Raw genomic sequence first — 26,547 nt, 5'->3', positions numbered from 1 at the left:
GGTATGAATGAAGCAAGTTTGGATAGCCATCAAATTCCAAGTCTCGAAAAATCCCTTGGGGGCATGAGAGAACTCATGGATATTTGGCAAAATGGGGATGATCTAATTCAGGTACCGGAGGTCGACGAAAGTTTCGACACGGGCCTGTGCGTTCGAACAATAGCGGAACACGCAATTTCGCTCACGGAATCAGTGATTTTGCTGGCAGAGCATGGAATGTACCTTCAATCCATCCCTCTCATCCGATTGACACTTGAGTGCGGAATCACGGCGGCGTGGGTGTCTGTTACACCTAATGCAGTAAAAGCAATGAATTATGGGTATGCCGTGCAAGAGCAGAAACTCTTGAGGCACATGCTAGACATAAATGTCCCCGTGTCTGAGGAAAGGCGCGCTCAAGTGAATGCAGCAGTTGAAAAACTCGCTGAATTTGATGCTCCAGCTTCGCACTCTCATCTAGAACGCTCTAAGAGATTTGCCGGGGGAGAATCACTCTATCTGCCGTACCGCAAGTTATCCAAGGTTTCTCATGCAGGACAGAGCATTTTGCACCAATACTTGCACGTGAAGCATGAGTTTGCAGATCCTGAAAAAGGATACGCAATTGAATTGTCGCCACGATACGAATGGGTTGAACAAGCATTCGGTAGTCAGGTCGTGTCCTTAATCCTTACGCTGACGGCTTGGGATCAGATGACGACTGATAGGCCCTGGAGTTCGCGAATCCAAAACCTTGCCGATCGTTTTCATGTCATTCGAACAATTAGAGGAATATGAACAACTGCGGAGTGCGCCCGAAGGGACTTGGCCTCAAGCGGTCATTGCATCAATGAAAAGTGAGACTGCTAGCAGAGAAATCGGCTCGGGAATGAGCGTATTTGTCGAAATTGGAATCTCGCTCAATACCGACGCAGGGGAATAGATGACAGTCCAATTATCAAAGAGTCGGCTAGTTTTCACAGTAAATGAGTAGTGTCTAAGTCAATCATTCCTTTAGGGCCAAGTCTTTTGAATCTTCGAATCAATTAACCTTCCGAATCTGGATCTTTGAAGATTTCTTTGGATTTCGGCTTTACTTAATGACAGCTTAGCCATTACCTCACATATAAATATCGCGGTCAAGAACTGTTCAGCCCAGTACAAGTCCTCACCTTCAAAAACCTTGCGCTTAATAGAATGATGGGTAAATCTATTCCTTGTCGCTAGGCAAAGCACTACAAAATCCTTTTTCGCCGTCAAGAAAGTCCGTATATCTATTTCGGTGTTATTAATGAGCACAACCAATCTTTCTCGCAAAGAAGGTCCATTAAACTGATTTAGTTTATCTTCGATCAATTTAAGTTCATGAGGGGGTAAGACAGTTTTCATGGATCTTAGAATTCGCCGAATTACGGAATAATCAGAAGATTTCATGCCCTTATTATGATTCGTATGCCAGCTCTCCAAGCTACGAATTATGCGTAGAAACATCTCTTCGGCGTACATACCCTCATTGAATAGAGTTGCAAAGTAGTCCATGAAAGCGTATTTCGAGCCCGAATATAGTGAAAACCAATCATTGATGAAATTCTCGAATCTAGTCTCAACTTCACTCAATTGAATCATATGCTCATGCGGTGATAGTGGGACATTGCGCTGATTGGATGGACGGCTGCGCATCTCAAACACTTCAATAGGGGTGATCGCATTCAACTCATGGTCTTCAAATGTAACCGTGAGACGAGATACGCTGTCAGGGCTACCCATACAAAACGTAATCAAATAAATCAGTGGAGTTATTAGTTCGTCATGAATCCAGTAGAGACTTTCGTTTACTTGGGTGACTCTCATTAGGGGCGTGACATCTGCCGAAACTTCCAATAACCCAACGTTGTACGACCTTCTCCACTGAAAAGTCAGATTTCGTCCATTGACCAAGTTCGCGGCTAAGCTGGAGGGCGTTTCGATTGAGGTTCGAAGTTTTGTTCGCGTTCTCGAAGTAATCAGTGGTCTGGGTCGATACACCCATCCTTGAAAAAGTTGGGTTTCGATTTCACAACTGCTAAAGACAGTCAGGGATGCGTTCGGTAGGTGCGCGCCACGAAATATCGTCGTACACATCCAAGTTTCTTCACTTGATGGACTGGGGAATACTTCGAGCTCCTGAGTTCTAAACCCATGATCAAGCGTATAAAGTTTGCCCTTTATCTCGCCAAAAATTATTGAATCGAATTCCGTCCCAGCGATTGGCTCCAAGCTTCCTAAAATTTCAAGAACTCCACCCGCAGTAGGCGTGTAAGTCAAAATGCCGGTCACCGTCTTGCCCGGGGATGTTGGGAGCCACCACTTTCCTTGTCCCCCGATCTCATTTGGCGTGATTTTCGAAGCTTTAAGGTTTACGTTGGACATGAATACATCATGGCAGGGCAGCCAGAGTAATCAAATCGTTTCAAGCATTTTCCTTCATAACCCGAGATGCATTGAACCTTACTCATGTAGCTCGGACTGTGCACTTCAGGCAATCTTTTGCACTCCTGGTCCAATTCAGACCTAAGGAGCATTCGCCGGATGAAGGCCGATTTGCCTAACAGTGGCCCTTGGCGTTGACTCATTGAAAGCTCTATGGCTCACAGCGCCGATGGAGCAATTGCCCCATCGGCAGACACACCGCGAGGCGGGCCTTCCAATTCGGTTTCTTGCGTTCATTCGAGTACGGCAACATTGTAAATACTCTATCGGCTGCGGCATAGAAACTGAGTACGTAGATGAAGGGCAACAGGGCGAGTGGCAACCAAATCGACATCGCAAGCGTCATCCCTGTCGTTTTAAGATCCATGTCTTGCCAATGCGCGGCGAGGTTGACTGTAGTGAACATCAACAAGCTCAATCCGATGACGACCAGAACACCATCCATGAACCGCCCGACGACAAGCGACTTGCCACCTTGATGCTTGGCCACGAGCGACATCAGGGCAACCAATGTGCCAACTATCTGAACCACAAGTTCGCCCACTACATTTAGTGAGGCAAGGTTGATGTAAAACGCGATGATTGCTGATGTGCCACATCGAGCCGAAACAAGGACTGCGCCTCTTCTAGGAAGGAGCTTGTTCCGCTTAGGTTTCGCTGAGCAGACCCTGGTCGATAGGTTAAGCCCTATCGCAGTACTTGAACTTGAGTCCACTTCCGCACGGACATCTCGCATTGCGTTCAGCTTTGATGAGGTTCACCTCGCGAGTTTTCAGGTTGAACATTCCATGGTGATGTCTAATTGACCGCATCAGTTCTGCAGGAGCGTCGCGAGGAGGTTCCATATAGATGTACCGATAGTCGATATAGCCATCTCCCACTATGTGGCCGACGGCAAGAAGAGATGTGATAGCGACTCCTTGCATAGAAATTTCCTTAGCTCGAACACATGCGATAGAGGCAAGCTTGGCATCGAAGTGTTCAATATCTACGAACGAATTAGCCGGTGAACAACCGAAGATAAACAGACGCTCACTGTTGAACATCAATGCGCCGGAAGCCCACACTCCGTCAACTATTTCGGAACGCTTTTTTAGAATCCACCGACCAGCTTCAGCTTGCATGCTAGGGGGTACGCCATCGAGAAATTCCAGAATCCGCCGCGCATCCCCAATCGGTACGTGAGGTAGCTCCTCTGGGTTTTCTGGCCAGATCCTTTCAAGGAGTTCTCGATAGAGCTGTGCTCCAGTCGGGTCGTTCAGAGAATCCGCAGTCAGCCAGGGACGACTCGATTTCCCGCCTGTGGAGGAGAAAACTGCGTCTGCTTGGACCATTTGACGAAATCGCTCGTCTTCATGGCCTAGTGGCGGGCAGACTCTTGGACCGGCTTCGAGAGAGCGCTCTACGTAGATCAATAGTCCCGTTACTGATCGGATGGCACGATTCAGCATTAACCAATCGTCAGGCGTAATCCAAAACGCATCGGTTCTCGTGGGTTGAGTTCCGTCCACATTTGGATGATCCACCACGATGATGGTTGGCCAGCCTGAGACATCCATGTCCAACGAAAGGGCAGCCTCTCCCCGAACCTTTAGAGCCCAGTTTTCTGTGCGAACAGGGTACGCAGTGAGTATCTCTCCGGACTTTTGCTTTTCGCCAATCTGTCGTCGAGTTCCTTGTCCCTGTCGGTACGCTCGTTCGCCGTGCTTAGCCAACCATGCCTCGCCAGTTTCGGAGCGTGAATTTGGTTCACGGGTCTTTACCTGAATGATTGCCCCGCGTCCATTAGAGATAAGCAGGGCGTCGCCGACCTCTCGACTGCCGCCAGCCCCCTTGGAAAGTATTGGAACGGTGTAGACGAAGTCGGCAACGCCCAGACGAGCCGCAATTTTGCGCACTTCGTCTTCCATGGCATCTCCATAGCTCATCTCATCAGTCATTGAATCAGAGTCTCCTAATTGGAACAGTTATGCGACGATAAATGTGTTTGAGGTATTGAGTTACACATGGATCGATGCTAACTAAAGGGTGTGACCATGAGAAGGGTCTTTGGTTACGGCCCTTCGAGAAGAGCCGATTTGTACCAGCCCTCGCCGACGACCACCAGGTGATCGACCATGACGAGCCCGTGGTGTCAGCATGCTCCAGCGATTGAATGGAAGGAGCTTTGCCGGCTTATAGGGCGACTCTTCTGTTTTACAACTCTCTGGTGCGCTCTTGCACGCCTATTCCAGTAAGTTTCTTTGCTTGAGAAGTGTGCAAGACCTAATGCAAAATTACGATTTTATATGGGCAAATTTTGGGCAAGATGGGCAAAATCGTGGACAGGCTTGTCGTGCGCTAATGGGATGAAATTGGGCGCCGGGAGTCCACGAAGAAGTTCACCAGATCCCCTAGGTTGATAGATTTTTCGAAATTCCTGCCATTGGTGATCGTTTCTCAAATCCGGATCGAAACGATCCATTGTCGAGATTCTTTCCGTTACTTCGATTTAATCTGACAAAACGCCGTTCGCATGATGACTCCTTCGAGTCCCCGTGCCAGGCTTGGCAACGTGTTTCCTGCCATCGCGATAAAGGTCCTGATCGCGTCTCCGTCAGACGTCGAGAGGGAGTGCGAAGCAATTGAAGCCACAATTCATCGTTGGAACTCTCTTCATGCGGAACGGCAAGGAATAGTCTTACTTCCAATCCGGTGGACGACTCACTCTCGCCCAGAGATGGGTGCGCCCCCTCAAACAATTCTCAACTCTCAAATTGTTGATCCGTCCGACGTTCTTATTGCATGTTTCGGCCACAGAATGGGGACGCCAACCGCCTCCTCAGATTCAGGCACCAGCGAAGAGATTGAAAGATTCATTGCGACGGGCCGACCTGCGATTGTCTATTTCTCCGAGTCACAAGTGAATATCGCGGATATAGATACAGAACAACTTCAAAGGCGCAATGAATTGCGAGCGCGAATGCAAGTCGAAGGCTTCCTCGGATCCTATTCAGATATCGATGATCTACGTAGACATGTGGAAGCCGATTTAGTTCGATTAGTTCAAGGACTGGAGATCGAGAATGCGGTAGTCGCAGAACCGCAAACCGCAAGCAGCCAAGAGATGCAAGAAACTATTTTTTTTGCGCTTGAGCCGCTTCGTATTCAGTTATTGCGCGATAGTGTGATGTGGAAATCTCAGTGGGAAACGAGAGGGGATCCCTTCAATGGAGATGCAGCAAAAGATCTCGCACAGGGTATCTATCAGTACCTAGCAAGACTGAATGGCGATGTGGCTGTGGTTCTCAACAATCCGACTTCTGCACTCGGTCGAGATATTCGGGCCCTGATGGAAATGGCTCAGCAAATTGCCAATATACAGTTTTACTGGGATGGCGGTAGAAGTCGTGATGGGCTTGTCACGCAGATGAATTCGCTTATGGAGAATGTCGAGCACCTTGTCGGCACGAACTGGCAGGATTACGTCGTCACTTCCACGTCCATCGAAGAAGACGATTTGCATTAACCCTCTACAGGCTTCCGTCTGCGCCCGGAGGGATGAAACTGGGCACTGGGAATACGTCTTCAACCTGGAACAATTCAAGCCCTAGTTAGTGCAACCGCTTCTATCATTAGATTCATGGCACTAGAAGCTCGATTCCTGAACGCGTATTTGGCGACCTTGGAAGAAATGGCGCAGGGTCAGTACTTCACGCAGGTTGCCCCTGAACTCTGTCCCGATGGCCATCCATTCTATTGGGATCCCCAAGGGATGAATCAGGCTCTTACGGCCCGAACTGGATTGACTGGATGGCCATTGGACTTAAAGTTGGAATATACAGAGGCCGATTTGACCGACTACATCGAAGGAATTTATCTAATAGTTTCAAGGCCCATTAAATCTTGGAGTCACCCATTTTGCGGCGAAAGCCATCCGACTGAATTCGATGTCACTGCTGGCCGTTACGATTACACAGTCGCGGTCAACATTTTGTTTAGAAAAATGGCACCGGGGTACTCAATGGAGTACGGCAGAGTTCGCGTATTGGGTAGTTCGATTTTGGATGCCCGACTTATTGAAGATCTTAAATTCGGGGGAGATGAACACCTAAAGAAACTCATAACCATGGCGATTCTTGACTACCGGTCTACCAGAATTGACGATAAGTGGAAGGGTGTTCGAAGCCTGGCGGATGCTTATGAGCGAATTAAATCCGACCAAGGCCAGAGCAATAAGAAGCAAGCTATTTCTGATTTATTAGATTTGATGGAAGGAGAATTTGATCTTTCTGAACCATTGAATGCGATTCTGGGAATAGCAACAGCTATTTCGAATACATCCACAATTCGACATCATGAAGTCGGGAAAACGGAAATAACCGACGACAGGGACTTGCTTGACTTTCTGTTCCATATGTACTTCAACATCATCAAGTTTGCTCTTCAAAGAAGGAACCATGAGCGAGAAGTCAGATAATAAACATCGAAAATGACATGCAGAGTACGTCCAACTTCCATCTTTATAACTAATTTGGATCCTGTCCGGTCAACTTTGTGCAGGCTAAATGTTCATTCGTCAAAAGAGCCTCTAGTACCTCACAAGGCATATCCCATTTCAGGAGGAGTGACTCTATTCAAGATGCCTTCTACACTCGTAATAGTGGAAAATCCGGTTTTACATCCCTCTGGCTAAGTAAAAGTTAAGAAGAACGAGATCTAATGAGGGCCCAAGCAAGAACGATCAATGCCGAGTCAGATGGCAAGCGAGGTAGTCGGTCCTTCTCTAAGATATCTTTGCTTCTAGACCCGAGCGGTCACTTTTTCTCAAACGTTTCCCAATGTCGGTGACTCCAGGTAGTTTTAGCACAAGTACTGGAGGACTATCGGGGGTGGGGAAGAAGTGGCTGATCAGACCCCAGTTGGGGATACCTCAACTATCCGCCTTGAGGACCTCGTTCCTGGGATTGAGGTTAGCGGCCTCGTCGGTGCAACACCCGTCTCGGTTGTTCAGGTGGAATGGCATGGAGTTAATTTCATAACCCTTACCTACAAGGATGACCACGGTGATACCGGGCAAATCGTGGTGGGAAGAGATAAAGAGGGATCTCTAAGGGTCGCTTCCACGGGAAATGGACCAGCGTTTGACGGCGATCCAGAATCTTGGCGTATCGGGGCAGAAGCTTTGCGTATTCACTACGCCGCTCTCTTTGACCCAATGCTTGCAATTACAACTTCAGATCTTGACGCCCTTCCTCACCAGATAACGGCCGTCTATGGAGAACTCCTAGCAAGGACCCCTTTGCGCTTCTTGCTTGCCGATGATCCCGGCGCTGGAAAGACAATTATGGCTGGCCTTTACATCAAAGAACTCATTCTTCGAGGCGACCTAGCTCGTTGCATGGTCGTCTCACCGGGAGGGTTAGCAGAACAATGGCAGGATGAACTTTTCGAAAAATTCGGCCTAAAGTTTGAAATCCTCACGCGCTCGATGATCGATTCAGATATTCATGGAGATGTCTTTACCGACCATCCTCTCATGATTGCTCGTATGGACATGCTCTCCCGCGATGAAGTACTTCAAGCACGCTTAGAGCGAAGTGATTGGGACCTAATTGTTGTTGATGAAGCACACCGCATGTCCGCTCATTACTTTGGACAAGAGTTAAAAACAACCAAGCGTTATCAACTTGGCCTCATGCTTGGCAAAATATGTCGTCACTTATTACTGATGACCGCAACACCGCATGCCGGAAACCAAGAAAATTTCCAACTTTTCCTCGCACTTCTGGATGGTGACCGCTTCGAGGGTAAATACCGAGATGGTGTTCACAGCATTGAGATTGACGACTTGATGCGTCGCATGGTCAAAGAAGAGCTTCTCACAATGGAAGGAACACCTCTTTTCCCTGAACGCCGGGCATACACGGTGCCTTACGCACTCTCGGACCAAGAACAAGCGCTTTATGAAGCGGTATCTGAGTATGTGCGAGATGAAATGAATCGTGCAGACAGACTCAAGGCCGCAGGGGACGGCAGGCGTGGAAATACTGTTGGCTTCGCTCTGACTGTTCTCCAAAGGCGCTTAGCGTCAAGTCCTGAGGCAATTTGGAAAAGCTTGCAAAGGCGTCGGGATCGTTTAGAAGCTCGACGCATTGAAATGACCCAAATTGCGAATGCATCCGTGCGAGACTCCTCACTTGAGAAGCATCTGCGAGCGCTTTTAGATCGCGATATTTCAGACGATGATTTAGAGGATATTGATGATATTCCAGAATCCGAGATTGAAGATATAGAAGAGAATGTTGTCGACGCAGCTACGGCTGCTCAAACTGTGGCTGAACTTGAGACTGAAATCAAGCTTCTTGAAAACCTGGCTGAACTTGCTCGACGTGTGCGCTTTTCGGGAACTGATAAAAAGTGGACAGAACTTCGGACCATTCTGAGCGATAACTCCTTAACCAAGGATGAGAGCGGCAACTTAAGAAAGATCATCATCTTTACTGAGCACAAAGACACCATGGTTTACTTAATAGAACAAATAAGGACGCTAATTGGCCGTGATGAAGCGGTTGTCGCAATTCATGGTGGAGTTGGCCGCGAAGATCGTAGAAAAGTTCAGAATCTCTTTACTCAAGATAAAGACGTACGTGTATTGGTTGCGACAGATGCAGCGGGTGAAGGCCTCAACCTTCAGCGTGCTCATTTGATGGTGAATTATGACCTTCCTTGGAACCCAAACCGAATTGAGCAAAGATTTGGCCGTATTCACCGTATTGGTCAAAAGGAAGTTTGCCATCTGTGGAATCTCGTCGCTGCGAACACTCGGGAGGGCGAAGTGTTCCAGCGTCTACTACAAAAAATAGAAGAACAGCGGATTGCTTATAAAGGTAAGGTTTTTGATGTTTTAGGTGAGGCTTTTGCAGAAGAGCCACTTCGTAAACTTCTTATAGAGGCAATCAGATATGGGGACAAACCTTCGACTAGAGAACGCCTCAATGAAGTAATTGACTCCAGAGTCGGTGAGGGCCTCGATGTCCTAATTGCCGAACGGGCATTACACACAAAGATTCTGGCTCTTAGCGATATTGATGAGATCAAGCGTCGCATTGAAGATTTACAGGCACGGCGACTCCAGCCCCACTACATTCAATCCTTCTTCTTGAGTGCGTTTAGCAGATTAGGTGGTCGCGCTGCAGCTCGCGAAGCAGGTAAATGGGAAATAACCCATGTTCCAAGTGCTGTCCGAGATAGAGACAGACAAATAGGAACTGGCGCTCCGGTTCTGAGTAAGTACGAACGTATAACTTTTGAGAGAAAGCTCGTAAACGTCACTGGTAATGCTAAGGCAGACCTAGTTGCGCCAGGACACCCACTTTTGGATGCGGTTGTTGATCTATCGATTGAACAAAATTCATCAACTCTTAAACACGGCGCAGTATTGATTGATGCTGAAGATCAAGGTGAAACTCCAAGACTTCTTGTCGCAATGACACAGAGCATTAGTGATGGAAATACACCGCCAAGAACTATCTCTAAGAGATTTGATTTCGTAGAACTAACGTCTGCGGGGGAAGTATTTGGAGTGGGTCAAGCCCCATATCTTGATTATTCACCAGCCTCGGAAGATGTCTATAAGAAGGCCCGCTCTTCACAAGTTACGTCATGGGATTTAAAGAATATGGAAACGTTGGCCGTGAATTGGGCCATTGAAAATTCTCTACTGGAACATCAAAAAGAAATTACCGCACAGGTAATTCCAGCCACACAAAGGTCTAGAGAACAAGTTCGCAAGCGTTTAATTAGTGAAATTAACTATTGGGATACGCGCCACGCTGAATTAATTGATCAAGAAGCTGCTGGTAAAGCGCTAAAAATTAAGCCAGAAACCGCTCAACGTCGCGCACGCGATCTAGAGAGACGCCTAGAAATTCGCCTAGCTGAACTGGATTCTGATTCAAAGATTGTTACTCATCCACCTGCGCTTGTTGGAATCGCGATGGTACTTCCGCAAGGATTTGTCGATCGACTTAATGGTGAAAGAACTGGCCCCGTATCTAGCTATGCCAAAGAAACAGCAGAAGTGGATCGTCGTGCGGTCGCAGCTGCCATGGCAGCAGAACGTTCAATTGGAAGAACTCCAGAAGAAATGCCACACAATAATCCCGGCTTTGATATTAGATCCGTGGCACCCGATGGCACAGTAATAAAGATTGAAGTAAAGGGGAGAATTGAAGGTGCTAGCGATTTTCAAGTCACTCGTCGTGAAGTATTAACGGCAAAGAATCTTGAAGACAATTATCGGCTAGCTATGGTCCGAGTCAGCCAAAAAGGGCCAGCTTTTGATGAAATTAGATATCTAGAACGACCTTTTGATTTAGTGGGTACGGAAGAGTTTAGCGTTACACGCTTTGTTATAGATTGGAACCCTAAGTGGAAGATTGGCGGCGTACCTAGGTGAGTGAATACAGAAAAAAACTTATTGAAGTTGCGCTTCCATTGGAAGCGATCAACCGCGAATCGGCCAGAGAGAAATGAATTCGTCATGGGCATCCATCAACTCTTCATATGTGGTGGGCAAGGCGTCCTCTAGCCGCCTGTCGAGCTGTGCTTTTTGCACAATTAGTAGATGATCCTTCATCAAATCCCGACAAATTTCCTACGGAATTAAGTCAAAGTCTAGAAAGAAATCGCCTATTTGAATTGATAAATAGATCAGTCGTTTGGGAAGACTGCGATGATGTGAGCTTATTGAATGAAATGAGAGAAGCAATTGAAGATTCTGTGGGCACACTGGAGGACATTAATTTCTTAGATCCTTTTGCTGGCGGAGGCTCTATTCCGCTAGAAGCTCAGAGGTTGGGGCTAAATTCCACTGGTTCTGACCTAAATCCGATTCCCGTCATGATTAACAGATGTCTCCTTGACCTACCGAATCGATTTCATGGAAGCCCACCAGTTCATCCAGAAGCTTCTGCAATTGAATCTTCAAGTTGGCCACGTGCGACAGGTCTAGCCGAAGACATAAAACGCTACGCAAAAGATATTTGGCAATCCAGTCTAGAAGAATTGCGAAAATATTATCCTGAGGTTGGTGAAAAGAATGACGGAACCAATCCAGTCGTGGCATGGTTATGGGCTAGAACCGTAATTTGTCCAAATCCCTCATGCGGAATTTCTGCTCCGTTGATTAGAAATTTTTGGTTGAGTCAAAAACCACAGAGACGATCTTGGTTAGAACCTGTAATCAAAGATAATAGTATTGAATTCCAGGTAACAACAGGTGCAGCCGGTCCACAGGAAAAACCTACAGTAAGTAGAACTGGTGGACGCTGTATCAAATGTGGCACTGCAATCCCACTAACACATATAAGGGAAGCTGGCGTTAAAGGAAAACTGGGGATTACACCAATGGCGCTTGTTGTTGAAGGTGAAAGACAGCGTGTGTACAAATCTAGTTTTGAAGTTTTGGTGCCCGAGAAAATTACTATCCCGGAAGATTTTCTTGACACACCAATACCTAAAGACGCTTTGGGTTTTCGAGTATTTGCCTACGGCCTAACTAAGCACGCTGATTTGTTTACACCAAGGCAAACAATGACACTTTTAACATATTCTAAGAATGTTGTTGCTTCAAAGAAAGCAATAAATAAAGACGCTATCAAAATGGGTTTAAATAAGACGCGTGCTGAAGAGTATGCCGACATCGTAATTACTTATCTTTCGCTTGCTGTTAGCCGCACCGCAGGTTCACTCAGTAATTTGAACACTTGGAACCCAGCGCCAAGCATGGAAACAGTCAATAATGTTTTCAAAATGCAAAGCCTGAGTATGGTCTGGGACTTTGCGGAATCGAATCCTTTCCGCGATGGTCCGGCAAGCTTAAGTTCAAGTTCCGAGTGGGTAGCTCGTGTTGTGGAACGTTTACCAGCCATGCACGGACATGCAGAGCAAGCTGATGCTTCATCTCGTAACTATCAAAATTATGTTGTATCAACAGATCCGCCGTATTACGACAATGTGGGTTACGCTGATTTGTCAGATTTTTTTTATATCTGGCTAAGAAAAAGTTTGCCGACAAATCTATGGCCCGAATTTAATACTGTTTTGACTCCTAAAAGTGAAGAACTAATAGCAGACCCTGCAAGACATGCAAACGCGGATGCTGCTAACTCATTCTTCGAAGAAGGATTTAAATCGGTTTTTCAAAGTATGCACGGCCAAGTTCGCAAGGATATTCCGATAACGGTGTTCTATGCTTTTAAGCAACAACAAACAGACAGTATCGGCACCGCTTCGACTGGCTGGGAAGCATTGCTAGAAGGTATGATAAAGAGCGGTTGGCAAATTACAGCCACGTGGCCAGTCCGCACAGAAAGGACCGGCCGACCTAGAGACAATGACTCAAATGCCCTTGCTTCATCAATCGTCCTTGCTTGCCGAGTAAGGTCTACAGCTGCTTCTTCGATAATGCGTCGAGCTTTTGTAAATGAGTTAAAGGAAAGATTGCCCATAGCCCTCAAAAATTTACAAGATTCGAATGTAGCACCGGTTGATTTGGCGCAAGCAGCAATTGGTCCTGGCATGGCAATATTTTCCAAGTATTCGAAAATAATTGAGGCAGATGGTGCCGACATGTCCGTCCGTGTTGCACTGGCAATTATTAACCAAGTTTTGGCTGAGGTACTCAGCGATCAGGAGGGTGATTTTGACTCAGAAACCCGTTTTTGCATCAAGTGGTTTGAACAATTTGGTTGGAATGAATCCGCGTCTAGCGTTGCAATTGATTTATCGCGCGCAATAAATACTTCGATTACCACTCTAGAACGAGGGGGAATCTTTAGGGCAGCAGCAGGAAAAGCACGACTATTACGTCCCGAAGAAATGTCAAAGAAATGGAATCCTGACATCGATAAATCTATATCCATTTGGGAAGTTGCCGTCCGTATAGCTTATGCACTGCAGTCCGAGGGAGCAGATAAAGCGGCCGAATTGAGCAGGGATTCAAATTCACGAGTGGACATGGAGTCCGTAAAGGAATTGACTTATCTAATCTTTAGCATTTCTGAGAAGAAGGGATGGGTTGATACTGCAATGCTGTTCAATTCTCTCGGCTCTTCATGGTCGGATCTTTCAACCAGCATTTTGAAAACACCGAAGGTTACTTCGCAGCAGAATACTTTTGATTTTAGTACAAACTCAGATAATGAATGGGATAGCTAATGGCAATAAGTAATCGTGATCGTGTAAGTAGAGGCTTCGATGTACTTTCCGCTGGGCTTGTAGACTTTGTAGATCGACAAATGACATCAGCCTCAGAAGGCGTTGGAATTGATTGGATTGAAGTGATTGAGAAGCGTGACGAAACGAAAAATGGCGTTAAGAAGATTTACGAGAAGGAAGATCCTGCAGTACAGTTAAAAGTAATCACGGAAGAATGGCGTGTGTTTGGCAAGGTCTTGAGCCGTGCTCAACAATCTTTAGCTTCAGAGCTACGCGAAGTCAGAAATAGCTGGGCACATAGTAAAAAATTTGATAATGATGACACTTATCGAATTCTCGACACAATGGAAAGATTGTTAACCGCAGCAGGTGCCCCCACGGAAGCGGAGACAATTAGGCAGATGCGCCAGGATCATCAACGGTTAGTATTTGAATCAGAGACCAAGAAGGCAATTTTGAATCCTGGTAACGGAATAAGCGTTGCAGGCACTGGGCTGAAATCATGGCGTGAAGTACTTCGCCCACATGAGGATGTAGCAACCGGAAACTATTCCGCGAGCGAGTTTGCTGCTGACCTATACATGGTTTCACAGAATGAGGGATCAAGTGAATATGTAGAGCCGATTGAATTCTTCAGGCGCACCTATCTAACCGAAGGACTAAGAGAACTCTTAGATAGAGGCATCCGGCGGATATCTGGTGATGAAAATGCATCGCCAATTATTAACCTTCAGACTAACTTCGGTGGTGGTAAGACCCACTCAATGCTTGCGTTATGGCATTTATTCGGAGGGGCACCAACTTCGTCGCTGACTCAAGAGGTGCAAGATGTTGTTGCAAATCGTCCACTACCAAAGAAAGTCAACCGTGTAGCGTTAGTTGGAATTCATTTGTCTCCTGGAGCACCATTAGTTAAGCCTGATGGAATAAAGGTAAACACAATTTGGGGAGAGCTTGCCTGGCAGTTAGGTGGCAAAAAAGCGTTTGATTTTGTCGCAGAAGCTGATTCAAGTCGCACAAATCCCGGCGAAGGGTTGAGAAAGTTAATTACCGCCTATTCACCATGCTTGATTCTGATTGATGAGTGGGTTGCTTATGCTCGTCAGCTTTGGGAGCGTGAAGATCTTCCTGGAGGAACGTTCGATACTCAATTTACATTTGCACAATCCTTAACAGAGGTGGTTAAGACGGTTCCTGGTGCAATGCTTGTCATTTCTATTCCAGCGTCCCATGATCCGGATAAAGATGGTCAGTCGGGTGGTAGTGCGCTGGAAGTTGGCGGCCCAAATGGTCAAGAAGCTCTACAGAGATTGCAGAATGTAGTTCGTCGAGTTGCAGATCAATGGAGACCCGCGAGCGCTCAAGAGTCATTTGAAATTGTAAGGAGACGACTGTTTGTTGAACCAGATGCTGCTGCTTTGTCAGACATTTCTGCTGTGGCGCGTCAATTCGTGAACTTTTACTCGCAACACGTAGGTGAATTCCCAAGAGAATGTTCGGACATTTCGTACGAGGCAAGAATCCGTGCGGCCTATCCAATCCATCCAGAGTTATTTGATCGCCTCTACGAAGATTGGTCAACCTTAGATCGCTTCCAACGAACCCGAGGAGTTTTGCAACTCATGAGTGCAGTTGTTCATACTCTATGGGAGTTGCAGGATGCCGGCCCACTCATAATGCCAGGATCATTGCCCCTTGATGATCCAAATGTTTTAACTCAAATCAGTCAGTATTTGCCAGACTCTTGGAAGCCCATCATTGATGCTGATATAGATGGTCCGAGATCGACTCCTGCGCAAATCGATTCAGAGAGACCGTTATTTGGACAGCGTGCGATAACTCGCAGATTAGCTCGTACGATTTTTGTTGGTGCCGCGCCGACTCTTAAAAGCAGCCATGTAGGGGCTGAGAAACCACGTATCTGGTTGGGTGTTGCGATTCCTGGTGACACTATTGGGAATTTTGGGTCTGCGCTGGATCTACTTTCCCAGCGAGCAACCTACCTCTATGCGGATGGGCATCGATATTGGTTTGACACACAGGCGTCAGTGACTAGAACGGCAGCCGACTATGCAGACCGTCTTCGCGACAAGCCTGAAGAGGTCTGGCTGGAAATTGTTTCTAGATTGCGAACAAATGAAAATCGCAATCGTGGTGCTTTCTCAGGAGTACATATTGCACCTGATACTTCGGCAGACATCCCAGATGAGGACTCGGCGCGTCTGGTCATTCTCCATCCTTCACATTCTCACTCAAAGAATGCCCAGGATTCGCTAGCAATGAAGTTTGCACAAGAATCGTTGGAGAAGCGCGGCTCTGCGCAGAGGATTAACAAGAATATGATGGTATACCTGGCACCTGATACAAAGCGACTTGAAGAATTGATGGAAGCTGTGAGAGATCTGCTGGCTTGGCAAAATATTGCAAGCAGAATTGAGGAAATGAACCTTTCTCCGCAACAGGCAAAGCAAGCCACAACCCGTCGAGACCAAGCCCATGAAGGGGTTACTTCTCGAATCGCGCAAACGTATATCTGGGCGATTGTGCCGGAGCAACCAGATCCAAGTAGGCCAATTGAATGGACGGTAGAAAAGGCAGAAGGTCAAGAAACCTCTTTAGCGGCGCGCACTTCTGAAAAGTTGGTTCGAGCCGGCTTATTTACTGATATCGCGTCCCCTCGAATGATTCGCATGGACCTAGATTCCAAACTGAGCAAGGCATGGGAATCTGGTCATTTGAATGTTGGTCAATTGTGGGCTTTCTACTGTTCATATCCTTATTTAACGAGAATGAAGAATCGCAAAGTGTTAGCTGATGCAATTTCTGAAGTTCTCACCATGATTATGTTTGATGACGAGGGGTTCGCGCTGGCAGAGGGATTTGAAAGTGCAACAGGGAATTATTTGGGACTAACCCGGCCAGGGGCCAATGTATTTTTTGGCGCTATTACCGATGCGACATTGATTGTTAAACCAGAGATAGCCCGAAATCAGGTAACGGTAAAGCCAGACGTTCAAACGTCAGAAACTCCAGAAGTTGTTGGCAAGCCACCAGTTGTCACAGGTGGAGCACCAACGCCGGTTTCACCAAAGTTGAGTACTAGATTCTTTGGCGTTTATAAAGTTGATCCGGAGCGTTACAGTCGAGACTTGAATAGATTAAGTCAAGAAATTTTGCAACACATTAGTTCTATTGATGGGATCAGTCTTGAGATCACAATTGAGATTCACGCGGAAGTTTCCGAAGGTTTCCCTGCAGATAAAATTCGTGTGATTCTGGAGAATGCTCGTTCGCTGAAGTTCAATCAGTCGTCATTCGAAAACGAATAGGAGCAAGTTATGTCAGAGAGCAACCTGGAAGTCACTGCGGCTTCCGTATTTATCGAAATCCCTCTTTTGCTGAGCAGTGAAAGTGGAAGACCGAAACATATTGATCCGAATGAGCAAGGCGCTTGGTTAGCTATGCACCTTTGGAACTGTATAAAAGATGAGGAATTTGAAGGAGCTGCTTTAACAGAATTGCGGTTCTGGGGAACATCAATCCCCGGAGATGGTCAGCCGGTTAAAGTCTTTAAGCGGTAATATCATTCAAGGCTTGACGCCAGATCCTTCGGAGCCAGCCAGCATTTCCAGAATTGGAATTTGTTATCATTTCCTGAATTAGATCGGCTCTATGCCTCGTAGTTGACGGGCGGAATGATGCACGTTGGTTTTTGCCGTGAACTCGACAGAGGAATCGCCCAAAAGTCAACGAATGACTTCAATGTCAGTTCCTAGATCATAAAGAATGGTTGCAGATGTATGTCTCGCGTCATGACGTCCTGCCCTACGTTTTCCGGACACGGTGGCGTGCCCTACGTTTTCCGAACTTCGTTTACTGAACTTTAGGCAGTTTGTTTGCTTTCGGTATGAAGTCTTTCATTTTCAATCGGAGTGAGGTACCCCAACTTGGAATGGCATCGTTGTCGATTGTGGATCAGCACCAAGTACTGGAACATTTCATTATGCATTCGCTGACGCACTAGATGTTGCAGGTCGGCGCGAGGAGGTTCGTGAATGGTTTAGCAAGGGCAGGGCACTCGACGTTGACGTGACAACTGATGCGGAAGAGCGCGCTTAAGTTTCCTAAAGTTCTTCCTTCTATTCAAGTCTTGGCGCCCAGTTTAAGACTGGCAACATTCCAATCCGATGGATATTTCCCTCACAAATCCCCATGGACGCCATTTCATGTCGCTTCATTCCGCCAGTGCCGGAATGCCCACGCTTCCCTTCGGAGTCAGCGAAAAAGCCAAGAGCTCAAAGGGGAATCGGCAAGCTCTGAACTTCAAAATGGCCGTCAGGGCGGGAGACGATGTTATCCTCTCGGATGATGGCCATTAATAGAGTAGCTCCATTCATACACATTACAGAGCGCCTCAGTACGCTGGTTGTTGCCGTAAAAGCCAGCGGCAAATTGAATGTACTAACCCTAAATAACAGTTGCGAAGTCTTCTACTTACATTTCCTCAACATGTTATTCGGCTGGAATTTGGAAGATGCGAATCTTAAGAGCCAAAATATCTCAGGCTTTGACCTTGTCTCAAAGCCTCCCACAAAGATACTCGTTCAAGTCTCCGCAACTGCAACCAAGGATAAGGTGGAATCCGCCCTCTCCAAACAGTCAATTAAAGCTAGAGCCGACCATGCTTTTAAGTTCGTAGCACTTGTCGATGATGCTTCATGGTTGCGTGGGAAAGAATATAAAAACCCGCACAACATTCAATTCGACCCCAAAGTCGATATTTATGATCTCGCAGCTCTACTCCGCGAAATTCGACCACTAAGCATAGATAGACTTGTCCAAATTGAGGAATTAATTCAAAAAGAATTGGGTCACTCAGTCAAAATTAAAGACCTCGACTCAAATCTCACTCATGTAGTGAATATTCTTGCCGAATCTTCCCACGAGGAAATCAACGCGCCACTCACCGTTGATCCCTTTAAAATTGAGAAAAAGATCAACGAAAACAAACTCGTGACTTCCCAGTATGCAATAGAGGATTATAAGATTCACGGCAGTCGACTGGATAGAATCTATTCCGAGTTTGACAAGATGGCAGTGAATAAGAGTAATTCCATCATCGCATCCGTTAGATCTGAATACGCGAGAAACAGCGTAACTCATCAAGGGGACGAGCTCTTTGAGTTGATAATTGAAAACATTAAGCTCATAGTCCGACACAGCCCCAATTTCAAGGAAATTTCTCTGGAAGAACTTCATCAATGTGTCAGTATTGTGATTGTGGACGCTTTCATTAGATGCAAGATCTTTAAGCCACCGGTGAAATAACACATGTTGCTTCCAGATAACCTTCGACCCGAGAATTCGATTTATTACATTGGTTCACTTGTCCTTGAGGAAATGTATCGCTTACCCAGCCAGAATATTTCCGACCTCTACATTGAAATGAGGACGTCGCAAGGACTGACTTTTCCAGCCTTCGTGCTGGCACTCGATTGGCTCTTTCTTTTGGATGTAGTGAAAATGGAGATTGACGGGAGAATATCAATTGTTTCTTAAGTCACTCACTATCTCGAGTAGGACCGAGATCATTCGTCACATACAGTTCTCTAAAGGCCTAAATTTGATCGTCGATGAAACTCCTGGGTATGACGATGACGACAAGACAACCGGTAACAATGTTGGGAAGACAACCGTGTTGGCGCTCATTGATTTCTGCCTCGGTGGGTCTGCAAAAAGTATTTATGCAGACCCAGAAAACCCTAAAGAAGTTTATGAATTGGTAAAGGAATTCCTTGTCAATAATGAAGTCCTCATCACTCTAATCCTTAAGGAAGACCTGGACGTAACTGATTCTCCTGAGGTATCTGTCGAGAAGAATTTCCTAACCTACAAAAAGAAGATACAGAAAGTTAATCAAGAGCCGCTGACAGATGATGAACTAGAACTGCGTTTAATGGAACTGTTGATTCCCGAACACACATCAGAGAAACCGACCTTCAGACAGATCATTTCCCACAGCATTCGATATAAGGACGAAAGCGTAAATCGCACCCTTAGAACTTTGGATAAATTTGCCAAAGACACGGAGTATGAAACATTACATCTATTTCTTTTTAACTGTAACTTCAATGACGGAAAGTCTCGGCAGAGCATTTTGGAACGAATAAAGGTTGAGAGGACTTTCGAAACTCGCCTAGGACAACGACAGAATAAGACCGACTTTCAAATGCATTTGGCGATCTTAGAATCACGAATTGAGGAACTTCAGAAAGCTAAGTCTCTTCTTAACGTAAACGTGAACTTTGAAGCAGATCTTGCTCACCTGAATCAGGTTCGGCATACGATAAGTCGAACGAGTGCCAATATTTCAACGTTATCAATTAGAAGACAATTGCTAGAAGAGGCACGAGATGAGGTGAGTTCTGGGAAATTTCTTGGAAGTCTCGATCATCTATCCAACCTTTATCGGCAAGCCACGAAGCAAGTTAGCGGTATCCAAAAATCTTTTGATGATCTCGTGACGTTTCACAATTCGATGATTGATGAAAAGGTCGCGTTTTTAACCAAAGATCTACCAGAATTGGATGAAGAACTTCGCTCATTGAGTCTTGAACTGAGTCGTCTCCTAGCCAGTGAATCTGAACTTGTTGGACTAATCGCCAAGTCCGACTCGTTTTCCGAACTTGAATCTTTGATTGGCGCACTCAACAGCGCCTATACCAAGAAAGGCGAATACGAAGTCTTGATCAAGCAACTGGATGACGTCGAAAGAAACCTGAAGGAATATGAAGAACAACTTTCCCAAATTGATGATTTACTTTTCTCGGATGAGGCTAAAAAGACGATCAGCCTGCAACTGATGAAGTTTAATGAATACTTTTCTTCGGTTTCAAGGGAGCTTTACGATGAGGATTATGGCGTCACATATAAGGTTGAGATAAACAAGAAGACCGGCCATAAAGTCTACAAGTTTAGTGCGTTAAACCGAAACATGAGTTCTGGAAAGAAGCAAGGAGAGATTTCCTGTTTTGACCTTGCTTATATTCTTTTCGCGAGGGGTGAAGAAATTTCGTGTCTTGACTTTTTATTGAACGATAAAAAGGAATTAATGGATGATCATCAACTAGTCAAGATCGCAGATTTTGCAATTAAAAATGACATTCAATTTGTAGCCTCAATTCTGAAAGATAAGTTGCCCCCAGAATTGAATAATGAAGAATACATTGCAGTAAAACTGTCTCAGACCGACAAACTTTTCCGAATTTGATCCGGTAACTCAAATGATTGTCTTCGCCCATTCCATGAGCTGATCCAGAGCCAACTCCAGAAGCCTTACGTTTTCCGGTTTTATAAGAAGCGCACCCATGAAATGATGTCCTTCCGATTGTCGATAACCCAGCGTAGTATTCTCTTTAATCGAAGGGATTTGAGTGCCAATTCAACACGCTATTTGGAAAGTCGGAAAAAGGCCAATTGCCCTGACTCAGAGTTCGCTGGAGGATGAAAAGATTCTGGAAGACATGATTGAAGCGGACCCGTCGATTTTGGCTGAGGAATGGCTAATTATTGGGCGTCAGGTTCGTACAGCCCAAGGTGGCGTAATTGACCTTCTAGCAATTGCACCTGATGGGTCGTTAGTAATCATTGAATTGAAGCGCAACAGAACACCTAGAGATGTTGTGGCGCAAGCCATCGATTATGCATCTTGGGTGCAAACTTTAGAAGCAGATGAGATTTCTAGAATATTTTCGACCTATAAAAAAGGGGAGAACCTTGCGGACGCGTTCAAAGATAGATTTCGCTCTGTTTTACTCGAAGAGAATTTGAATCAAAGCCATCAAATTGTTGTAATTGCAGCAGAGCTCGATTCAAGCACTGAGCGGATCATCAGTTACTTGAGTGAACGAAATCTTGCGATAAATGCCCTTTTCTTTGAAGTATTCAGCAGCGAAAATGATCAATTTTTGATAAGGCGCTGGTTTGTTGATCCTGCTATCACTCAGATAAATACCTCTGGTGCCGACAACGATAAAGAACCGTGGAATGGTGAGTTTTATGTCTCTTGGGGCGAAGGCGAAACCCGCTCCTGGGAAGACGCACGAAAATATGGTTTTATCTGCGCGGGAGGTGGCGCTTGGTATAGCAGGACTCTAAATATGCTGTCACCTGGTGACCGAATATGGGTTCGTATACCTAAATTGGGCTATGTTGGAGTCGGAATAGTTGCGGCAAAGGCACAATCCACTTCTGATTTCAATCTTGTAGTGTCTGACAAATCGTTCAACGTGCTCGATGTTGTTAAGGGCGCAAACTACAGCAAGGATATGAGTGAAGAGAACCAGGAGTTCTTTGTAAAAGTCGACTGGATCAAGACTGTCGATATTAAGGATGCCTATGACGAACTGGGATTTTTTGGTAATCAAAATTCTGTTTGTAGGCCAACTACATCGCGATGGCGGTCAACTGTTGCTAAATTAAAGATCCATTTTAGTATTTCTTAATGTCTAAGTTACAAATCTCTTATCTGTCCAACCTTCTTCGGACAGTTGGGCGTGCCAGACGTATTCCGGGCTTGGTTTACTGAACTCGGGTCTTTTTCTGGAAGGCTGTGCAAATGCCAAAGTCCAATGGCTTTGTAAGAGGCATATTAATCATTGGTTGATTTTCACCGGATATAAGGAGTTGCATAAAAAATTCCCGGCAAACACTAGAACCCCGAGATGTTCTCTCGAGGCTTTAGGTAGTAACTCTTTGGATAGAACTTATGCAATGGTAACGACACCGAGCGAAGGGTAACACCGGGCGATTTCTTGGCCTATAAATCCCCTCGTTCATGACCTACGGCATTGGTTTGAACCCAATCACCGGGAGCGCTTCATTCAACTGCTGGATGCACATTTACCTGACTGGCGAAACCGGAAGCGTGGAAAGGTCGGTAAATAACGAAAAAGTCCGAATGAGTGACGTGATGGTAGATGCACGTGAGTGTCAGTGGTTACCTATAACCTCTTGGGTAACCTAAGTGAGAACTGGGAGGGTTCGAGTGGACGCAACGGAGACTTCGATGTGGGCGGCCGGGATTGCCGCCACAACCACTATCGCTGCAGTGCTGATCGGTGCATTCACTACCCAAATGGGTGGGTCGCAGAATCGTCGACGCAGCACCTACGGCGACGCTCTACGAACTGTCGTTGCCTGGACGGAGATGCCTCATCGATTGCGACGACGCGGTGTTGATCATGGCGTGGAACTAACTGATCGATTCCACACGCTTCAGGAAGATTTGGCTTACCACCAGGGACGAATTGGAAGTGAGTCTAAGTTAGTCGAACGGAGTTTTACCCGCTTGATTGCTGCCGCCAAGGAAGCAACAAGGGGACCGATTGATCGGGCTTGGGCGGATCCATTGGTCGACTCATTGGTGCCGGAGTTAATGGATCAGGTGAACATCGCTGAAGACATTGAGTTGTTTCTGCGTGATGTGCGTGCGCACTTGTCACCATGGCCCTGGCGAAAGATCGGACTAGCGCATCGCAATCGGAAGAATCGCTCATGACGGTTGATTTGTCCGAACATTTCCAGCAATACATTGGCCAGGTATCGCTCCCAGCGTTAGCAATTGATCGCATAGAAAGAGCATCTTCTACGCTGATGGAGTTCCTCGTGAAAGAGTTCAGCATTGGTAATGCGGATGTGTTTCTCCAAGGCTCGTATCCCAACGGAACCGCCATTCGTCCACTCGATGGTGGTGAGTATGACGTCGACCTCGTGTTCGCTATGTCCGACGTTGAGGAATCTTCCGATGCTGCTTTGGATCGCCTAGAGGCGAGTTTCAAAGCTGACGGTCGTTACGCCGCACGGGTCGTGTCCAAGAAACCCTGTGTCAGGCTGGAGTACGCCGAAGACGAAGTCGGGAAGTTTCATGTAGATGTTGTGCCGCTGAGGCGCGCCGTATCTGGAGCGTCACCGCTTGAAGCGCCTCGCAGGGGAGAGGGCTGGCATTCCACGGCCCCGGCCGAATACACGGAGTGGTGCACTGCTCAGGGAATCCACTTCGAGCGGACGGTCAAGGCACTCAAACGATGGCGAGACGACCAACAGTCAGTTCACCACTCGATCAAGTCAATAGTTCTTCAAGTGCTCGCGTCTCAATACATGACAACTCACACTGATGATGCGGCGCGGCTACACGGAACGTTCGCAGCAATGCATGACGCTCTAGCGTCGCTTAGTTCTGCGCCCGTTATTCCCAATCCGGTGCTTCCTAGCGAAAATCTGGCTGCTCGATGGAGCAACGCGAGTTTCCGAGATTTCGTTGCAGAACTAGCTGAGGGCCGCGATGTGTCTGAGCGTGCCATCGCAACGGCGGATCCGGTCGAAGCGGCAGATTGCTGGCGAGAGATTCTGGGCGAGGACTTTCCAACCGTCCCCACTGAGGCGCTGGGAATTCGAGTGTCGGATGATAGCCATGCTCATACATACACGACGCGGGGGTGGACAGAGAATCTGGACGAGCGTTATGGCGTGCATCTCGTTGCTTCAACTGCACGGGGCAAACGCAGCCCGCACTTCAGTAAGTATGAAAACAACGGCGGCACACTTTTCCACGGTCGGAAGATCAAGTTTGAGGCGCTGACTCGTGGTCCGGATGACGTAGAAGTATGGTGGCAAGTAGCCAATACTGGACGACATGCCCGCGAACGGAACGGACTTCGAGGAGCTTTCTTCAAGGCTAAGAAACTCAACGGCCGCGACTCGGCGAATCCGCGTGAGAATTGGGAGGACACCAATTACACGGGCGCTCACTGGATCCGCGCCGTCCTCGTGAAAGCAAACCGAGTCGTAGCCGCCAGCGACAAGTTTGTGGTGAATATCTACAACAATACGCACCGGTTCGGGCTCTAGTTTTGGCGACAATAGCGATGTCACCCTGTGGCGCTTTCTCGGATTGGTAACAGTACTATGCCGTGGTTTGCAGAACTTCTCTCCAGGGTCATCGGAGCTCCGATTCGACACAAAGTTTTGAGTGGCCTTGTGAGTGCAATCATCATTATTACGGGCTTGTTCAGCCCAGCAACTGTTGCGAAGGCGATCACGCTCAAGGCGGATCGTGTGGCTGACAAGATTTATCGGATTACGGCACAGCCCTTAGTGGACGAAATCAGGAAGCTGGGTCAGGGTATTCAGTCACATCAGCAAGTGAAGGAGTGACCTGACACCAATGAAGCGCAATAACCACACTGTTCCCAAGTTCTACCTCATCGTTTCCCAGATACCTGCTGTAAAAATTCGAATAATAGGGACTAATCCATTTTATGGAAAAGTTGCAATGTCTAGGCACCAACGAGTGTAGGTCTGCGCCTTGCTTTAGGACGAACCTCTACGAGTTCAATTCGCACAGTTGCACCGAGTGCACTTAATAGTCGAAACAAAGTTGCCGTACTGATGGATAAAGAACCAGTTTCGATTTTACTGATTTCAGACTGATTAATCCCGGTCATTTCTGACAACTGCTTCTGTGTCATCTTGTGGGCATGGCGTGCATTAATCAAGGACAAACCAAGTGCGTATGAATTTGAAAATGCCTCAAGTGCCGCCTTGCCCTCAGGTGAGAGGCGAGAGCGCATCTGCTCCGAATAATCCTTATATGACTTTGCCATGATGACTCCCTCCTGGATAAAAGATAAGTGCTTGAACCCATGCTTTCCCGAATTAAAGAATTTCACAGTCGATAAGAAAACTATCGTCGTGCCCAATGACTGGCAGGTCGATGCCAAGTTACTGCAAGGGATGGCGAAGATGAGAGCCTGCGGATAACTGCTGGTGTTCATTGAATTAACATCTAATTGAAAGTGGCTCCGTATAACGCCTACGGAGCCACCTCGCCCAGGGCCACCAAGGCCAAGCGATCTAATTAGTAGGGTTAACCACGTCCATCGCTTTACCATTTCCCTATCTCCGAGAGAGTTTTCTCTCGACGTAAGAGCATTACCTCGAAATTAGGGCACATTTATTAAATCAGAAATACTCGTCACTCGGAGTAGTTTCGCAACACCTTACTTATTCACAGGCATTGACACATTTAAATATCCCAGCAACACACTCAAATACATTTCACACGCCTGAATTCTTTATCTCATAGTTCGTTTATGGGAAATGCGAAAGGGCCGTCGGATAATTACCGACGGACCCGATCAGACAGCAACCTGATTTCGCATAAGGCAGTTGGGTCGGGTTTAACAACCCGGCTCAACTTCACTAATTAAAGCAGAAACTCTCGTTACACGGAGTAGTTTCATCCCCTCGCTGCCAAAATAGATCACGAGGAAATTGAAGTGGCCCCACGTAATTAGATTACGCAGAGCCACCGAGGTGGTGCCCTCGACAGGATTTGAACCTGCAACCTCTTCCTTCGGCAAAGTAGCGCCCTATCCCTTCGCCCCTGCTATGGTTAAGCAACTTCGGCAAAGGAGCGTGTCGTTTAACTATTGAACTACAAAGGTAAACTCCGTAGAAAAATCTGCGGGGTTTACTTTTTTCAGTTTACAAATGAAAAAGACTCTGCCGACAAATCGAAGTCTTTTCACATGCCCGGTCCTACGGCGTTAAACGCCAAGACCTCTTGATCGAAAGCTGCGCCAGGCTCCTGTAGTACAGATCGCCCACACCAAGAAGAATCTCTACTCCACCCGATGCCAGAACAACCAAATCGGCTTGTGTTTGTAAGAACGTTGGCGGATGTGGATAAAGATGGATGAGCAGCTCTGCCTCTGGGGCCACGGTGTGCGAAGAGCGAGGCGGTTGGCAGAGAGTCAGCCGGAGGGCTTATGACTCACTTCTTGAGCAATAGAAAAGATATCAGGCATTACTGGCATTGCGCGGAAATTCTGCTTC

21 protein-coding genes and 1 pseudogene are annotated in these 26,547 nt (G+C 46.7%); 16 read left to right on the top strand and 6 right to left on the bottom strand.

Going from position 1 to position 26,547, the window contains the following annotated elements:
* Positions 1-3: 3 nt before the first annotated feature.
* A complete protein-coding gene (locus VMW30_05825) occupies positions 4-777 on the top strand; it encodes a DUF5677 domain-containing protein (GenBank protein HUW87876.1) in 774 nt (257 codons plus the stop codon).
* A 33-nt stretch (positions 778-810) separates the two neighbouring features.
* Here the strand turns inward: VMW30_05825 and VMW30_05820 are convergent, their stop codons facing one another.
* The 4 genes from VMW30_05820 to VMW30_05805 form a co-directional block, all read right to left on the bottom strand.
* Positions 811-960: a hypothetical protein gene (locus VMW30_05820; GenBank protein HUW87875.1), complete on the bottom strand. Its 150-nt coding sequence runs from the start codon at positions 958-960 to the stop codon at positions 811-813.
* Positions 961-993: 33 nt separating this feature from the next.
* On the bottom strand, positions 994-2,388 hold the full coding sequence (locus tag VMW30_05815; protein HUW87874.1) for a HEPN domain-containing protein: 1,395 nt from the start codon (positions 2,386-2,388) through the stop codon (positions 994-996).
* Between the two features lie 211 nt (positions 2,389-2,599).
* On the bottom strand, positions 2,600-3,163 hold the full coding sequence (locus VMW30_05810; protein ID HUW87873.1) for a hypothetical protein: 564 nt from the start codon (positions 3,161-3,163) through the stop codon (positions 2,600-2,602).
* Complete coding sequence (locus VMW30_05805) at positions 3,129-4,388, bottom strand: SEC-C metal-binding domain-containing protein (GenBank protein HUW87872.1); 1,260 nt, start codon at positions 4,386-4,388, stop codon at positions 3,129-3,131. The genes VMW30_05810 and VMW30_05805 overlap by 35 nt, the downstream gene beginning before the upstream one ends.
* Positions 4,389-5,002: 614 nt before the next feature.
* Between VMW30_05805 and VMW30_05800 the strand changes: the two genes are divergently transcribed.
* The 15 genes and pseudogenes from VMW30_05800 (at position 5,003) to VMW30_05730 (ending at position 24,864) form a co-directional block, all read left to right on the top strand.
* Positions 5,003-5,956 (top strand): hypothetical protein, encoded by a 954-nt coding sequence (locus VMW30_05800; GenBank protein HUW87871.1) that lies wholly within the window; start codon positions 5,003-5,005, stop codon positions 5,954-5,956.
* 114 nt (positions 5,957-6,070) lie between these two features.
* Complete coding sequence (locus VMW30_05795) at positions 6,071-6,907, top strand: hypothetical protein (GenBank protein ID HUW87870.1); 837 nt, start codon at positions 6,071-6,073, stop codon at positions 6,905-6,907.
* A 423-nt stretch (positions 6,908-7,330) separates the two neighbouring features.
* Positions 7,331-10,888 carry a helicase-related protein gene (locus VMW30_05790; protein ID HUW87869.1) on the top strand — a complete coding sequence of 1,186 codons (3,558 nt, stop codon included), beginning with the start codon at positions 7,331-7,333 and terminating at the stop codon, positions 10,886-10,888.
* A 77-nt stretch (positions 10,889-10,965) separates the two neighbouring features.
* Positions 10,966-13,650 (top strand): DUF1156 domain-containing protein, encoded by a 2,685-nt coding sequence (locus tag VMW30_05785; protein HUW87868.1) that lies wholly within the window; start codon positions 10,966-10,968, stop codon positions 13,648-13,650.
* Positions 13,650-16,979, top strand: a complete 3,330-nt coding sequence (locus tag VMW30_05780) for a Swt1 family HEPN domain-containing protein (protein ID HUW87867.1) — start codon at positions 13,650-13,652, stop codon at positions 16,977-16,979. Before VMW30_05785 ends, VMW30_05780 begins: the two co-directional genes overlap by 1 nt.
* Before the next feature lie 9 nt (positions 16,980-16,988).
* Positions 16,989-17,231, top strand: coding sequence for a hypothetical protein (locus VMW30_05775; GenBank protein ID HUW87866.1), 243 nt, complete (start codon positions 16,989-16,991; stop codon positions 17,229-17,231).
* A 421-nt stretch (positions 17,232-17,652) separates the two neighbouring features.
* A pseudogene (locus VMW30_05770) lies at positions 17,653-17,763 on the top strand (Replicase polyprotein 1ab).
* 252 nt (positions 17,764-18,015) lie between these two features.
* Positions 18,016-18,978: an ABC-three component system protein gene (locus VMW30_05765; protein ID HUW87865.1), complete on the top strand. Its 963-nt coding sequence runs from the start codon at positions 18,016-18,018 to the stop codon at positions 18,976-18,978.
* A gap of 3 nt (positions 18,979-18,981) precedes the next feature.
* Entirely contained in the window at positions 18,982-19,209 is a 228-nt protein-coding gene (locus VMW30_05760; protein HUW87864.1) for an ABC-three component system middle component 6, read from the top strand.
* Positions 19,210-19,345: 136 nt separating this feature from the next.
* Entirely contained in the window at positions 19,346-20,920 is a 1,575-nt protein-coding gene (locus VMW30_05755) for a DUF2326 domain-containing protein (protein ID HUW87863.1), read from the top strand.
* 163 nt (positions 20,921-21,083) lie between these two features.
* Positions 21,084-22,154, top strand: a complete 1,071-nt coding sequence (locus VMW30_05750) for an endonuclease NucS domain-containing protein (protein HUW87862.1) — start codon at positions 21,084-21,086, stop codon at positions 22,152-22,154.
* Positions 22,155-22,458: 304 nt separating this feature from the next.
* The gene (locus VMW30_05745; GenBank protein ID HUW87861.1) at positions 22,459-22,596 is read left to right on the top strand and encodes a YgjP-like metallopeptidase domain-containing protein; all 138 of its coding nucleotides are present in this window, start codon (positions 22,459-22,461) and stop codon (positions 22,594-22,596) included.
* A gap of 100 nt (positions 22,597-22,696) precedes the next feature.
* Positions 22,697-23,209, top strand: coding sequence for a hypothetical protein (locus VMW30_05740; GenBank protein ID HUW87860.1), 513 nt, complete (start codon positions 22,697-22,699; stop codon positions 23,207-23,209).
* Positions 23,206-24,558 (top strand): nucleotidyltransferase, encoded by a 1,353-nt coding sequence (locus VMW30_05735; protein ID HUW87859.1) that lies wholly within the window; start codon positions 23,206-23,208, stop codon positions 24,556-24,558. The genes VMW30_05740 and VMW30_05735 overlap by 4 nt, the downstream gene beginning before the upstream one ends.
* A gap of 57 nt (positions 24,559-24,615) precedes the next feature.
* On the top strand, positions 24,616-24,864 hold the full coding sequence (locus VMW30_05730) for a hypothetical protein (GenBank protein HUW87858.1): 249 nt from the start codon (positions 24,616-24,618) through the stop codon (positions 24,862-24,864).
* 122 nt (positions 24,865-24,986) lie between these two features.
* On the opposite strand, the gene VMW30_05725 is transcribed toward VMW30_05730, so the two are convergent.
* On the bottom strand, positions 24,987-25,484 hold the full coding sequence (locus VMW30_05725; protein HUW87857.1) for a helix-turn-helix transcriptional regulator: 498 nt from the start codon (positions 25,482-25,484) through the stop codon (positions 24,987-24,989).
* Positions 25,485-26,250: 766 nt separating this feature from the next.
* The gene (locus VMW30_05720; GenBank protein ID HUW87856.1) at positions 26,251-26,433 is read right to left on the bottom strand and encodes a hypothetical protein; all 183 of its coding nucleotides are present in this window, start codon (positions 26,431-26,433) and stop codon (positions 26,251-26,253) included.
* Between the last annotated feature and the right edge of the window lie 114 nt (positions 26,434-26,547).

This window comes from Candidatus Paceibacterota bacterium (assembly GCA_035530615.1).
Taxonomy (GTDB): Bacteria; Actinomycetota; Actinomycetes; order Nanopelagicales; family Nanopelagicaceae; genus QYPT01.
Note: the sequence above shows the minus strand (reverse complement) of the source record. Positions and strands in the feature narration are given on the sequence as shown.

Bases quoted from the DNA above. Each gene is read 5' to 3' on its own strand.
- VMW30_05825 (HUW87876.1), top strand. From the start codon at position 4: ATGAATGAAGCAAGTTTGGATAGCCATCAAATTCCAAGTCTCGAAAAA.
- VMW30_05815 (HUW87874.1), bottom strand. From the start codon at position 2,388: ATGTCCAACGTAAACCTTAAAGCTTCGAAAATCACGCCAAATGAGATC.
- VMW30_05805 (HUW87872.1), bottom strand. From the start codon at position 4,388: ATGACTGATGAGATGAGCTATGGAGATGCCATGGAAGACGAAGTGCGC.
- VMW30_05795 (HUW87870.1), top strand. From the start codon at position 6,071: ATGGCACTAGAAGCTCGATTCCTGAACGCGTATTTGGCGACCTTGGAA.
- VMW30_05780 (HUW87867.1), top strand. From the start codon at position 13,650: ATGGCAATAAGTAATCGTGATCGTGTAAGTAGAGGCTTCGATGTACTT.
- VMW30_05775 (HUW87866.1), top strand. From the start codon at position 16,989: ATGTCAGAGAGCAACCTGGAAGTCACTGCGGCTTCCGTATTTATCGAA.
- VMW30_05765 (HUW87865.1), top strand. From the start codon at position 18,016: ATGATGGCCATTAATAGAGTAGCTCCATTCATACACATTACAGAGCGC.
- VMW30_05760 (HUW87864.1), top strand. From the start codon at position 18,982: ATGTTGCTTCCAGATAACCTTCGACCCGAGAATTCGATTTATTACATT.
- VMW30_05735 (HUW87859.1), top strand. From the start codon at position 23,206: ATGACGGTTGATTTGTCCGAACATTTCCAGCAATACATTGGCCAGGTA.
- VMW30_05730 (HUW87858.1), top strand. From the start codon at position 24,616: ATGCCGTGGTTTGCAGAACTTCTCTCCAGGGTCATCGGAGCTCCGATT.
- VMW30_05725 (HUW87857.1), bottom strand. From the start codon at position 25,484: ATGAACACCAGCAGTTATCCGCAGGCTCTCATCTTCGCCATCCCTTGC.